The sequence below is a fragment of the Mesorhizobium sp. B2-4-3 genome, assembly GCF_006442815.1.
GTDB lineage: Bacteria > Pseudomonadota > Alphaproteobacteria > Rhizobiales > Rhizobiaceae > Mesorhizobium.
Window position 1 is genome coordinate 100559 of the sequence record NZ_VFVL01000019.1, and the last position, 11823, is coordinate 112381.

The following is an 11823-nucleotide window of genomic DNA, read 5'->3' on the forward strand; positions in this document are numbered from 1 at the left end:
TCGTTATTTCCTGGTGGAGGGTTGAACGTGGAATTTGAGGACAGGGTGGCGGAGTATGCGCCGAAGCTCGAAGCGCTGCAGGCCGAGCTCGCATCGCGCGGCGTCGAGTTCGTCGAGGTGCATACTGTCGACACGTCAGGCGTCGTGCGCTCCAAGATCGCGCCGCTGAAGCTCTCCACCCATGGCGAATCGATCAACGCCATCCTCTATTGCGTCACACATGGCGACGGCCAGCCGATGGGCGACGTCGCTTTCGCTTCGCCGAGCGCCAATGAGGACAACGGCTATCCAAACATCAAGGGGCTCATCGATCCGGACACGGTGGTGCAGCATGGCTGGAAGGCGAAATTCGCCTCGGCCATCACGCGCTCCTACATGCTGGACGGCTCGGTCTGTCCATATGATCCGCGCGGTGTGCTGGCGCGCGTCGAGAAGCGCGCCAGAGCCCTCGGCTACGAGCCGAAATTCGCGCTCGAATATGAGTTCGGCATTTTCCACGCCGACCACGACCTGATGCGCACCGGCCGCTACCGCGAGCTGAAGCCGTGGGGCCATTCGCTGATCAACTACGATCTGGTGCGCAGCGGCGACTACCAGGATTTCGCCGCCGAGTTCATCACGCGCATGAAAAGCATCGGCATCGGCGTCGCTTCGCTGGTCACCGAATATGGCTACGGCATGTATGAATATGCGCTGACGCCGAAGAGCGCGCTGGAAGCGGCGGATGCCGCGATGCGGGCCAAGCTGCATCTGCGGGAGCTTTGCGCCGAGCGCGGGCTGGTCGCGACTTTCATGACGCGCTTCCAGCCGCCGGGCAAGGAAAGCGCCTGCGGCGCGCACCACCATGTCAGCCTGTGGCGGGACGGCAAGCCGGCCTTCGCGGCTGGCCCCAACCGCCTGACTCCGGTCGCGGAAAAATTCCTCGCCGGGGTGCTCAACCGCATGCAGGAGACGCATATTTTCTTCCGGCCGACGGTCAATTCCTATCGCCGCTTCGACCGCGGCGCGTGGTCGCCGGAAGACGTCGCCTGGGGTTTCGAAAACCGCACCGCGCCGATCCGCGCCATCACCACGCCGAACGACGCAGCCTGCCGGCTGGAGCACCGGGCGCCTGGCGCCGACGTCAATCCTTACCTGTCGATCGCCGCGATCCTGGCGGCGGGTTGCGAAGGCATCGAAAAGGACCTGCCGCTCGAGGCGCCGGTTACATCCAATCTGGCCAATCTCGACAAACCGAAGCTGCCGCGCACGCTGAACGCTTCTATCGAAGTCTTCGCCGCATCCGATTTTTGCGCCGAAGCTTTCGGCGAGGCTTTCCGCGACAATTACGCCGAAAGCCGCCGCGCCGAGCAGGCGGCCTTCGATGCCTGGCAAGCCTCGCACATCACCGACTTCGAATGGCAGCGCTATTTCGTCAGCTGAGCTGCTAGACTTTCGACGCTTCGCAACCCGGTGATCAGTTCGGCTGATCGCTGGGTCAAGCGAATTGGTGTGACATTGGAGGCGACGCTCCCTAAATGAGGCCGCTCTTAAAGCCCGTCGCGCTGAACGAATCCAGGCGACGCGCTTTAAGTCTTTTTGTTGATGCATGTCGTTGTCCCAGAACCGCTGAACACGTCTGGGCGACATGCATTAGGAGCGGCGCATGGCAGCGGAAGCAATCTCTGAGAGCAGGACTGGAAGCGATTTCTGGGACGGCGTGCGGCTTTCGATGCCGGTGGTCGTCGCGTCGGCGCCGTTCGCGGTGCTGTTCGGCACGCTGGCGGTCGACAATGGTTTTTCCGTGCTCGAAGCCTTCCTGATGAGTGCGATGATCTATGGCGGCGCCAGCCAGATGGTCGGCATCGAGCTGTTCGGCCAGCACGTCGCGCCATGGCTGATCGTGCTGTCGATTTTCGCGGTGAATTTCCGCCACGTGCTCTATTCGGCCGGCATCGGCAGGCGCATCGCGCATTGGCCGCTGCTGCAGCAGGCGCTCGGCTATTTCATCCTGACCGACCCGCAATTCGCCATCGCAGAGGCAAGGGCGGAGTCCGGCCGTCCCGTCGGCTTCGTCTGGTATCTGGGGCTCGGCCTGCCGGTCTATGTGTTTTGGGTGATCGAAAGCGGATTGGGCGCGGTGTTCGGCAAGATGATCCCGGATACGCATGCGCTGGGCATCGATTTCCTGCTGCCGATCTATTTCCTCGGCCTGGTGCTCGGCTTCCGCAAGCGGCCGCTTTGGGCGCCCGTCGTCGCCGCCAGCGCCGTCGCCTCGATCATCGCCTACAGAACCGTCGGCTCGCCCTGGCATGTCTCGATCGGCGCGGTCGCCGGCGTCCTCCTGGCGGTGATCCTGCCGCCGCACCATAGCGGCGTGGGCAAACGGCCATGAGCACGACCTTCTGGATCATCCTCGCAGGCGCCGTCGCCACCTATCTCACGCGTGTCGGCGGCCATCTCGTCATCTCGCGCTTCGAGACCATCCATCCGCGTGTCGAGGCTGGGCTCAACGCCGTGCCGGCGGCGGTGCTGACGACGCTCGTCGCGCCGGAACTGCTGCATGCCGGACCGGCGGAATGGGCGGCTTTGATCGTCACCGTGCTGGTATCGCTGCGCTGCGGGCTGATGGCGATGTTTTTGGCCGGCGCGGCGGTGCTGATTATCGCGCGCCAGTTTATGGGTTAGCTTTCCATCCTCATTGGTTGGCGCTGCCCCTCATTGCCCTGCCGGGCATTTCTCCCCGTAGAACGGGGAGAAAGAAGCTTGCCTCAAATCTTCGCGTCGTGCGGCAGCGGCGCGGTGGCTTTCTCCAGCCACGCCAGCGTTTCGCCGTCGACCATCGGGCCGATCTCGGCCAGCACCCGGGCATGATAGCGGTCGAGCCACTGCAATTCGTCCCGGTGCAGCAGGTCGGTGCGGATGAGCCGCTTGTCGATCGGCGCCAGGGTCAGCGTCTCGAAGCCGTGCATGGCGATGTCGCCGCCTTCGATCTGCTCCGCCGGCGTGACCAGGATCAGGTTCTCGATGCGGATGCCGTAGGCGCCTTCCTTGTAATAGCCCGGCTCGTTGGACAGCATCATGCCGGCCAGCAGCTTTTCGGTGCCGGTGCGGGCAATGCGTTGCGGTCCTTCATGCACGGCAAGGTAGGAACCGACGCCGTGGCCGGTTCCATGGGCGAAGTCGCAGCCATGCTTCCACAGCGCCACGCGGGCAACGGCGTCGATTTCGGAGCCGCGCGTGCCGGCGGGGAAACGCAGCGTCGAGATGCCGATCATGCCCTTCAGCACGAGAGTGAAGCGGTCGCGCATCTCCTCGGTCGGCTGGCCGATCGGCACGGTGCGGGTGATGTCGGTGGTGCCGTCCTGATACTGGCCGCCGGAATCGAGCAGGAACAGCTCGCCGCCCTCAAGCTTGCGGCTGGTGGCGCGCGAGACGCGGTAATGCATGATGGCGCCGTTCGGGCCGGCGCCGGAAATCGTGTCGAAGGAGACGTCGCGCAGCGGCATCTGCGTTTCCTCGCCGGTCTGGCGGCGCACCTCCTCGAGCTTGGTGACGACGGAGATCTCGTCCAGCGTGCCGGGCTTCTGGCGGTCGAGCCAGCACAGCAGCCTGGCGACCGCGGCGCCGTCGCGGCGATGCGCGGCGCGGCTGCCGGCGATCTCGGCCTGGTTTTTCGTCGCACGCGGAATGCGGGCGGGATCGGCGGCCAGGACAACGGTGCCGCCATTGTCCTCGACCAGCATCCTCAGCTTGTCCGCCGCCAGCACAGGATCGAGCGCGATTTTTGCGCCGCCCTTGGCCAACTCTGCGATTGCGGCTTCGAACTCGCCCGGGTCGTGCAGGTCGGCCAGCTGCGTAAGATAGGCCGCGACCTGCCGCGGGAATTTGCGCTGATCCATGAAGATCTGATGCTTGCCGTCGGCAGCCAGGATGGCGAAGCCGAGGGCGAGCGGCGTATGCGGCACGTCGCCGCCGCGGATGTTGAAGGCCCAGGCGATCGAGGAAGGATCGGTCAGCACCGCATGGGTGGCGTCGTCCTTTTCGATCGCGCCTGCCAGCCGCTTGAGCTTGTCCTTGGCGAGCTCGCCGGCGAGGTTCTGCGGGTGGATCTCGACGGGTGCGCGCGGCGGTTCCGGCTGGTCTTTCCAGATGATGTCGATGGGGTTGATGTCGAGCGGCACCAAAGTCGCGCCGGACTGCTCGGCCGATGCCTTGAGCGCCTTGATCTCGCCGATCGTATGCAGCCAGGGGTCGAAGCCGAGCCTGGCGCCCTTGCCGAGATTGTCCTTGATCCAGCTGGGCGGCGGATTGTCGATGAGGCTTTCGACGGTGAAGATCGAAAGGTTCACCTCGTTGCGCACCTGCAGCGTGTAGCGGCCGTCGACGAAGATGAAGGCGCGGTCGCGCAGCACGATCGCGACGCCGGCCGAACCGGAAAAGCCGGTCAGCCATTTCAGCCGGGCCGAGCGGTCGGCGACATATTCGCCCTGATGCTCATCCGCGCGGGGGACAAGGAAGCCATCCAGGCCATTCTTGGCCAGCCATTGCCGCAGCAGCGCCACGCGCGGCTTGCCGACGGCCGGATCACCAGCGGAATCAAAGGTCTGGAACATTGTGGGCATCTCCCTCGAAACGGCTTATCGCGACCGTAGCGCATGCCCCTGCAAACCGGAATCGATTTCGGCAGGGCCAGATCGGACGGATCTTGCCCGCCTTAGCGCTTGAGGTGGATGGTAACCCAGCCTTCGCGATGCAAGGTACGCACGTGGCGGAAACTCTGGCCGACATAGGCCGAGATCACAGCGTCGCGCTGCCGGTCGAGGATGCCGGAGAGCACCAGCGAACCGCCGAGCCTAATGTGCCTGGCCATTTCGGGCGCAAGCCGCATCAGCGGCCGCGCCAGGATGTTAGCGACGATGAGGTCGAAAGGCGCGCGCCTGGCGAAGATCGGATTGTGGAAGCCGGGCGCCGTCACCGTCTCGACCAGCGCCTTGACATGGTTGAGGCGGGCATTGGCGGCGGCGACGCGGACGGCGACCGGATCGATGTCGGTCGCCAGCACCGGGATATGCGCGAGCTTGGCCAGCGCGATGGCGAGCACGGCGCTGCCGGTGCCGAGGTCGAGCGCATTGTGCGGCCGCTCGCGCAGCACCACCTGCTCCAGCACTTCGAGGCAGCCGGCGGTCGTGCCGTGGTGGCCGGTGCCGAAGGCAAGGCCGGCCTCGATCTCGATGGCGAGATCGCCGCTGCGGCGCTTGGCGCGATCGTGCGAGCCGTGGACGAAGAAGCGTCCGGCGCGGACCGGCTTCAAGCCTTCCAGCGAGCGCGACACCCAGTCCACGTCAGGAAGGACCTCGCGCTCGATCGCCTCCGGCAGGCCGAGACTGGCGAGGATATCCCTGACACGCGCCTCGACGGGATCGACGTCGCCATCGGCATAGAGCGACACCTCGTGGACGTCGTTGTCCTCGTCAAGCTCCAGCACGGCGATCGGCAGGCCGTCGTCCTCGAACGCTATGTCCAGCGCCGCGAAGATGCGGTCGGCCTCGACCTTGTTGGCGGTGAGATGGAGCCGGGTCTGGCCCATCAGAAAGACTCTTGTTTGAACATGATCTTTTCCGAAAACCGGTTCCCACTTTTCGGGATCATGTTTGTCCACCCGCTGCCAGCCGCTTCAGCTTGGCGACAGCGGTGTCGGCGCTCTCGCCATAGGCGATGGTGCCGGCGAAATCGCCCTTGGCATTGAGCAGCAGCACCGAGGCCGTGTGGTCCATCGTGTAGTCGCCATCGCCGGTGTCGACCTTCTTCCAGTAGATGCCGAAGGCCTTGGCCATGGCATGCACCTTGTCCGGATCGCCGGTGATGCCGGTGATGCGGTCGGAGAAGTTGCTGACATAGGTGTTCATCGTCTCCGGCGTGTCGCGCTCCGGATCGACGGTGACGAAATAGGCGTTGAGGTTCTTGCCGCTGTCGCCCATCGTCTTCAGCCAACCGGCCAGCTCGAACAGGGTCGTCGGGCAGACTTCCGGGCAATGGGTGAAGCCGAAGAACACGGCGCTCGGGTGCCCCCTGAACGCCGCTTCGGTGATCGGCGCGCCTTTCTGGTCGACCAGCGTGAACGGCGCGCCGAAGGGCTCGCCGCCATAATGGCCCCGGTACCAGTCGAATGTCAGCCAGCCGATACCCGCCGCCATCAGGACGAGAATGCCGACCAGGATTGAACGCATCATCAGTGAATGTCCGTCGCCATTGCTTTGGCTGGAAGCCAAGTTCGGCGACAGTCTTAGCGGGTCGGCGACCGGCACGCAAAGATGTCGCGTTGCCGCAAGCGGCCGGACAGGCCGGTCGGGGTGCTGCGCCTTACCGATCCTTAATTTGAACGGCTTTGCCCACCAACTATCTTCCACAAGACTTTGGTGATGGAGCAATCGATGGCCGGTGCGCCGATATCGTCCTATTCGAAGACCCAGATATGGCTGCATTGGAGCATCGCGGCGCTCATCCTGGTCCAGTTCGTCGCCCATGACGGCATGGAGCATGTGTGGCGCGCGCTGCGCCGCGGCCAGGAAGCCGCCGCCGGCGACTGGCCGTTGGCCTATATGCATGTCGTGCTCGGCCTCGCTGTGCTGGTGCTTGCCGCCTGGCGGCTATGGCTGCGCTCGACGCGCGGCGTCCCGCCGGTGTCGGGCACGGAGCATCCGGCGCTGCGGCTGCTTGCGAGGACAACGCATCTGGTGATCTATGCGCTCATCTTCATCGTGCCGCTTTCCGGCGCCGCGGCATGGTTCCTGCAAGTGCCCGGCGCGGGCCTCGTGCATGTCGTCGGCAAGAATGTGCTGCTTTATGCGGTGCTGCTGCACATCGCCGGCGCGCTCGTCCAGCACTTTGTCTTAAAATCAAATGTGTTGCGGCAGATGCTGGCCTTGCGCAAAGCATGACCGGCTAGCTTGCAAAATCCATGGTGCTGTCCCACCTGACATCGGCAAACCGGAACCAGGAGGCTTCCTTGCGAAAATTGATCGGCTTATTCGCCGCGTGTCTTGCCCTGAGCGCCGGCGCGGCCGTGGCTGACGAAGTGGGTAAAGTCGGTGTCGACTGGGTCGGCAACGACATCATGATCGACGCGATCAAGGACCCGAAGGTCGACGGCGTGACCTGCCATGTCGCCTATTTCGACCGCAGCATCATCGACCGGCTGCATAAGGGCAACTGGTTCGAGGATCCGTCCGATTCCTCGATCTCCTGCCGCCAGACCGGGCCGATCACCATCGGCGACATCGACATGAGCGAGGGCGGCGAGGAGGTGTTCAAGCAGGGCCTCAGCCTGATCTGGAAGAAGCAGGTGGTGAACCGCATCTACGACAAGAAGAACGAGACGCTGGTTTACCTGTCGCATTCGCGCCAGGTGCAGAACGGCTCGGCGAAGATGTCGGTCACGACGGTGCCGCTTTACGGCCAGAACGTGGTCTGGACCAAGGGCAAGCCGCAATAGCTTCCCGACCGCCCCAGCGGGGACAGGCCGCGCTTGCGGGACCGTCCCCGCCGGCGTAAAGCGGCTTCATGGACCGCCCTGCAAACCTCGTTCTCAAGGACCCCGAGCCGCGCATCCATCCGACCGCGGAGCTGAAGGCGTGCAAGCTCGGCCGCTATGCCTCGATCGGCGAGCGGGTGATCCTGCGCGAAGTGAGCGTCGGCGACTTTTCCTATTTCGAACGCCATTGCGAGGCGATCTACACGACGATCGGCAAGTTCTGCTCGATCGCCGCGAACAGCCGCATCAACGCGCTCGAGCATCCGATCGAGCGGCTGACGCAGCACAAGGTCAGCTACCGGCCGAACGAGTATTTCCGCTGGCTAGGCGTCGACACCGAATTCCGCGCGCGGCGCCAGGCAAAATCGGTCAGCATCGGCCATGATGTCTGGATCGGCCACGGCGCGGTCATCATGCCGGGCGTCGCGATCGGCAACGGCGCCGTCATCGGCGCCAATGCCGTGGTGACGCATGACGTCGCGCCTTACACGATCGTCGCCGGCGTTCCGGCCAAGCCGCTGCGCCGGCGGTTCCCGGCCGCCGTGGCAGCGCGCATCGAGGCCCTCGCCTGGTGGGACTGGCCGCCCGAGAAACTGGCGGGCGCAATCCCCGACATGCAGGCCATGCCGATCGAGGCCTTTCTCGATCGTTGGGAAGACGATGCTCCCTGATCTATTCGTCCGCTGATCTATTTACCATTGTCCGTAACCAAGGTTTTTAACGTAAAACATTAGCGTTAAAAATTGGAAAACGACGTGTATATATTAAATTCACCACTCTGCGGTTGCAAGTATTTCCACAAAATGTACAAGTCAGATCGGAGGTAGTATCGGGGTGAAGTTGAAGGAAACACCGCAAGCAACAAAGGAGAGTAGTCATGAAGAAGTTCGTATTTGCACTCACCGCAGCTGTTGTTGTTTCCTTCTCGTCCGCCGGCGCCTATGCCGGTGGCTGGGGCGGTAGCTCGGGCAGCCTCATCAACGTGTCGCCGAACGTCAATCTCGGCGCGCTGAATGGTGTGCTCAACGGCAACAACATCCTCAACGGCAACGTCGTTTCGGGCATTCTGAACGGTAACAAGACCAATGTCGTTTCCGGTATCCTCAGCGGGATCGGCGTCAATGTCGGCAGCAACAACTACTCGCTGAAGAAGCACTGAGCCGAAGCGCGAGCAGCTAGCATCCGCAAAGGGCAGGAGGGTCTCGCACACCCTCCTGCCTGCCGTTTCAGAGCACCACGGGACGGTTTCTGGTCGGCAATAATTTTGCTGAAGATCTAAATGTTCGTGCGCACGCCGACGAAAGCGTCGACCGTGCTTTCATGCTCGTCGAGAATGGTCTTCACCTTCTGCGAGTAATCGACACGGAACACGATGTTCAGCGACTTGGTCGCGCTCCAGGTCGCCTCGGCATAGACGCCCTTGCTGCGCTCGACATTCTCGAGCAGCAGATTGTCCTTCAGCTGAGCAAAGACGCCGGTGCCGACGGCGAGATTTTCACGCAGCTTCACGCCAAGCTCGAGCTCGGCGCGGCGCAGCCATGAGGCGAGCGGATCGTCGGTATCGGATGTCTCGTAGCGGCCGAAGCAGGTACCTCGCAACTCGAAGCCCTTCGGCAGCGGCTTGACGAAATTCGCCTGCCACGCCGGCAACACCTGCTCGTAGATGCCGTCCGCGCCGCGCAGGTATTGCGCGCCGAGCGCCAGGCCGAAACTCGAACCGTCCTCGCCCTTGAAGGCCGCTTCCGCCTGTGCGGTGTATTGGAAAAAGGAGAGCTGGATCGGCGGGAAGCCGACGCGCTCGACCGAGGCGAGCAGGGCCGATGTCGATCCGCCGAAAGCGTATTCGCCGACGGTCCGCGTCAACCTTGCCGCCACTTGGGAAAGGACGCGGTCGGCGTGCAGCTTGGTCGGCGAGATGAGATCGTCCTGGAAATGGGTGTCGCCGACCCTCTCGATGCTTTCCGTGGCCTCGATGGTGAGCGAGGTCGCGTTGCCGAGATCGATGCCGAGCTGCCCCTGCGCGCTGAGGATCTGCTTCAGTTCACGGGTGCCGATGATGAGCGGGCCGATCTCGAGATCGTCGCCGGTGCTGAGCACGCGATAGCCGAGCGTGCCGCGCAGCTCGAGCCCTGACTCGAGGCGCCGGAAAGCCTGCGCCGACAGCGCCAGCGAGCGGTCGTCCTCGATCGAGGCCCTGTTGTAGCGCGATGCCTCGAAATCGGCATGGAGCCTGGCGTTGGCGTCGGCATCGCCCCATTGCTGGTCGATCGAGCCGCGCAGCAGCGTGTACCAGTCGGTGACGGCGCGATCGCTGTCCAGCGCGTTGGTGGTCCGGTGCTGTTCGACGCTGCCGGTGATCGTCGGATCCGTAGCGGGATCGGCGCTTGCCGGGGCGCACGTCAGCAGAGCACCAAGACAGGCGGCACCGCCAAGCAATCTGGAGGAGAAGTAGCGCGTGACAGGACGGGGCTTTTCGGTGGTCATGCTCCGCGCTCTGATATTTAGTGCCCCTTCCGCCATGCGGGGGTGGCGCAGCGGAAGGGGCTGGAGGTAAACCGCCGTGAAGCGGAAGGAACAGGCTTTCGACCTGCACCGGCACTATCGCAAACAAACGGATAAGGTGTTTTTTCACGCTCCTGCGCTTTCTGCGTGTAGCCGATTGTGGGCGCGCGCATGCGAGAAAATCCAACGACTTGGAACCGGAAGCCGCGGCTGTCTGTTTTCCTGTGCGCGCCGCGCCGATGCGCGCCTGTTATGGGATCCAGATGATAGAGAAACTATTCACCAGGGTTGCCAATTGGGTGGCACATCTCGCCGGCATGCCGCCGACTTTCGCCGTCTGCGTGTTGATCGTGGTGGTCTGGGCGGTAACCGGCCCGCTCTTCGGCTTTTCGGACACCTGGCAACTCTTCATCAACACCGGTACTACCATTGTCACTTTCCTGATGGTGTTCCTGATCCAGAACACGCAGAACCGCGACGGCGCCGCGATCCAGGCTAAGCTCGACGAGCTGATCCGCGTCAGCCGCGCCCACAATCATTTCATCGGCATCGAGCACCTGACGGAGACCGAGGTCGAGGAAATACGCGCCAAATGCGAGGCGGCGGCAAAACGGCACGACCGCAAAATCGCCGAAGCGGCGGCCAACAAGGCCGTGGCCGAAAAGAACGGCACCAAGGACAATCGCAAGGTCGCCCAGACGGCTGCAAAGAAAGCCGTCGCGGGCAAGAGCGGCTCCAAGAAGAAAGCCGCCGCGTGATCGGACCGTCAGCGGTTCATGAAGGCCGCGAACGCGTCCTTGTGATTGGGATGCCAGCGCGACAGGGCAGGGCGGTTTTCGATGATGTCGCCGATCGCCCAGGCCATGCGCTTTTCATCCGTCGGCCTCGCCACCTCGTTGTCGGGGCACAGGATGTAGAAGTCGTCGTCCATCAGCGATGTCAGCATGAAGTCGATCACCTGTTCGCCGGTCCAGGCGCCGGCGGGTTTTTCCGTCGCGCCTTCGGTCAGGCCGGTATAGGTGAAGCCGGGGATCAACAGATGCGCCGACACCTTGGCTCCCGGCTCGTTGCGCAGCGCGTGCGCCAGTCCTTCGGTAAAAGTCTTCACGCCGGCCTTGGAGACATTGTAGGCGAGGTTGCCTGGCGGCGTGGTGATACCTTGCTTGGAACCGGTGTTGATGATCGTGCCCGGCTTGCCCACCGCGAGCATGCGCGGCGCGAAGGCCTCGACGCCATGCACGACACCCCAGAAATTGATGTCGAGCAGCCGCTTCCAGGCGTCGCGGTTCTCCCAGGGCTTGCCCGGATTGTTGCCGACGCCGGCATTGTTCATCAGCACCGACACCGCACCGAAGGCGCCGTTGGCGAGGTCCGCCAACCGGTCTACCTCCTCCGCCCTGGAGACGTCGGTGGGGATTGGGAGCACGGCGTCGTCGCCGGCGATCGCCGCGACCGCCTCTCTTGCCTGGTCGAGGCGCATGCCACCGATGTCGGCAAGCACCACCTTCATGCCCATTGCCACGAACCGTTTTGCCGCGGCAAGGCCGATGCCGCTGGCGCCGCCGGTGACGACGGCGACATTGCCGGAGGCGAAGGCGGGCAGGGCGGTCTGGATCTGGGCGTCGCTGGTCATGATTTCCATCCTTGTTCGGGTCGGGCCGAACTTAACGCCGGGCGCCGCCGAGGCAAGGCTAGTTGGTCCCATCATTGACGGCAAAGGGCCGCAACGGGTTGACGGCAAAGGGCCGCAACGGGTTGACGGCAAAGGGCCGCAACGGGTTGACGGCAAAGGGCCGCAACGGGTTGAC

General features: G+C 63.7%; 13 protein-coding genes. 8 read left to right on the top strand and 5 right to left on the bottom strand.

Translation table 11 applies throughout. The features are described from left to right. Positions 1–27 precede the first annotated feature (27 nt). The 3 genes from FJ956_RS18670 (at position 28) to FJ956_RS18680 (ending at position 2667) form a co-directional block, all read left to right on the top strand. Complete coding sequence (locus FJ956_RS18670) at positions 28–1422, top strand: glutamine synthetase family protein (protein WP_140674683.1); 1395 nt, start codon at positions 28–30, stop codon at positions 1420–1422. Between the two features lie 223 nt (positions 1423–1645). Then, the gene (locus FJ956_RS18675; RefSeq protein WP_140674680.1) at positions 1646–2374 is read left to right on the top strand and encodes an AzlC family ABC transporter permease; all 729 of its coding nucleotides are present in this window, start codon (positions 1646–1648) and stop codon (positions 2372–2374) included. Continuing rightward, positions 2371–2667: an AzlD family protein gene (locus FJ956_RS18680; protein ID WP_140674677.1), complete on the top strand. Its 297-nt coding sequence runs from the start codon at positions 2371–2373 to the stop codon at positions 2665–2667. The genes FJ956_RS18675 and FJ956_RS18680 overlap by 4 nt, the downstream gene beginning before the upstream one ends. Positions 2668–2750: 83 nt before the next feature. Here the strand turns inward: FJ956_RS18680 and FJ956_RS18685 are convergent, their stop codons facing one another. The 3 genes from FJ956_RS18685 to FJ956_RS18695 form a co-directional block, all read right to left on the bottom strand. Next, positions 2751–4595, bottom strand: a complete 1845-nt coding sequence (locus FJ956_RS18685) for an aminopeptidase P family protein (protein ID WP_140674674.1) — start codon at positions 4593–4595, stop codon at positions 2751–2753. Positions 4596–4696: 101 nt separating this feature from the next. After that, the gene (locus FJ956_RS18690; RefSeq protein ID WP_140674671.1) at positions 4697–5569 is read right to left on the bottom strand and encodes a 50S ribosomal protein L11 methyltransferase; all 873 of its coding nucleotides are present in this window, start codon (positions 5567–5569) and stop codon (positions 4697–4699) included. A gap of 58 nt (positions 5570–5627) precedes the next feature. Beyond that, positions 5628–6212: an SCO family protein gene (locus FJ956_RS18695; RefSeq protein ID WP_140674668.1), complete on the bottom strand. Its 585-nt coding sequence runs from the start codon at positions 6210–6212 to the stop codon at positions 5628–5630. A gap of 201 nt (positions 6213–6413) precedes the next feature. On the opposite strand from FJ956_RS18695, the gene FJ956_RS18700 reads away from it, so the two are divergent. The 4 genes from FJ956_RS18700 to FJ956_RS18715 all read left to right on the top strand — a co-directional run bounded on the left by FJ956_RS18700 (position 6414) and on the right by FJ956_RS18715 (position 8672). Beyond that, on the top strand, positions 6414–6920 hold the full coding sequence (locus FJ956_RS18700) for a cytochrome b/b6 domain-containing protein (RefSeq protein WP_181170132.1): 507 nt from the start codon (positions 6414–6416) through the stop codon (positions 6918–6920). 68 nt (positions 6921–6988) lie between these two features. After that, on the top strand, positions 6989–7474 hold the full coding sequence (locus FJ956_RS18705; RefSeq protein WP_140674662.1) for a CreA family protein: 486 nt from the start codon (positions 6989–6991) through the stop codon (positions 7472–7474). A gap of 68 nt (positions 7475–7542) precedes the next feature. Beyond that, on the top strand, positions 7543–8184 hold the full coding sequence (locus tag FJ956_RS18710) for a DapH/DapD/GlmU-related protein (protein ID WP_140674659.1): 642 nt from the start codon (positions 7543–7545) through the stop codon (positions 8182–8184). Positions 8185–8390: 206 nt separating this feature from the next. Continuing rightward, positions 8391–8672, top strand: a complete 282-nt coding sequence (locus FJ956_RS18715; RefSeq protein ID WP_140674656.1) for a hypothetical protein — start codon at positions 8391–8393, stop codon at positions 8670–8672. Between the two features lie 116 nt (positions 8673–8788). Here the strand turns inward: FJ956_RS18715 and FJ956_RS18720 are convergent, their stop codons facing one another. Beyond that, positions 8789–9997 carry a hypothetical protein gene (locus FJ956_RS18720; RefSeq protein ID WP_140674653.1) on the bottom strand — a complete coding sequence of 403 codons (1209 nt, stop codon included), beginning with the start codon at positions 9995–9997 and terminating at the stop codon, positions 8789–8791. A 281-nt stretch (positions 9998–10278) separates the two neighbouring features. Here FJ956_RS18720 and FJ956_RS18725 point away from each other — a divergent pair, with 281 nt between their 5' ends. Then, entirely contained in the window at positions 10279–10773 is a 495-nt protein-coding gene (locus FJ956_RS18725) for a low affinity iron permease family protein (protein ID WP_181170131.1), read from the top strand. Between the two features lie 8 nt (positions 10774–10781). Here FJ956_RS18725 and FJ956_RS18730 read toward each other — a convergent pair whose 3' ends face one another. Beyond that, positions 10782–11648 carry an SDR family NAD(P)-dependent oxidoreductase gene (locus tag FJ956_RS18730; protein ID WP_140674650.1) on the bottom strand — a complete coding sequence of 289 codons (867 nt, stop codon included), beginning with the start codon at positions 11646–11648 and terminating at the stop codon, positions 10782–10784. Positions 11649–11823: the final 175 nt, after the last annotated feature.

Excerpts from the sequence above, each read along its gene's own strand:
- FJ956_RS18675 (WP_140674680.1), top strand. The coding sequence starts at position 1,646 with ATGGCAGCGGAAGCAATCTCTGAGAGCAGGACTGGAAGCGATTTCTGG.
- FJ956_RS18680 (WP_140674677.1), top strand. The coding sequence starts at position 2,371 with ATGAGCACGACCTTCTGGATCATCCTCGCAGGCGCCGTCGCCACCTAT.
- FJ956_RS18685 (WP_140674674.1), bottom strand. The coding sequence starts at position 4,595 with ATGTTCCAGACCTTTGATTCCGCTGGTGATCCGGCCGTCGGCAAGCCG.
- FJ956_RS18690 (WP_140674671.1), bottom strand. The coding sequence starts at position 5,569 with ATGGGCCAGACCCGGCTCCATCTCACCGCCAACAAGGTCGAGGCCGAC.
- FJ956_RS18695 (WP_140674668.1), bottom strand. The coding sequence starts at position 6,212 with ATGATGCGTTCAATCCTGGTCGGCATTCTCGTCCTGATGGCGGCGGGT.
- FJ956_RS18700 (WP_181170132.1), top strand. The coding sequence starts at position 6,414 with ATGGCCGGTGCGCCGATATCGTCCTATTCGAAGACCCAGATATGGCTG.
- FJ956_RS18710 (WP_140674659.1), top strand. The coding sequence starts at position 7,543 with ATGGACCGCCCTGCAAACCTCGTTCTCAAGGACCCCGAGCCGCGCATC.
- FJ956_RS18715 (WP_140674656.1), top strand. The coding sequence starts at position 8,391 with ATGAAGAAGTTCGTATTTGCACTCACCGCAGCTGTTGTTGTTTCCTTC.
- FJ956_RS18720 (WP_140674653.1), bottom strand. The coding sequence starts at position 9,997 with ATGACCACCGAAAAGCCCCGTCCTGTCACGCGCTACTTCTCCTCCAGA.
- FJ956_RS18725 (WP_181170131.1), top strand. The coding sequence starts at position 10,279 with ATGATAGAGAAACTATTCACCAGGGTTGCCAATTGGGTGGCACATCTC.
- FJ956_RS18730 (WP_140674650.1), bottom strand. The coding sequence starts at position 11,648 with ATGACCAGCGACGCCCAGATCCAGACCGCCCTGCCCGCCTTCGCCTCC.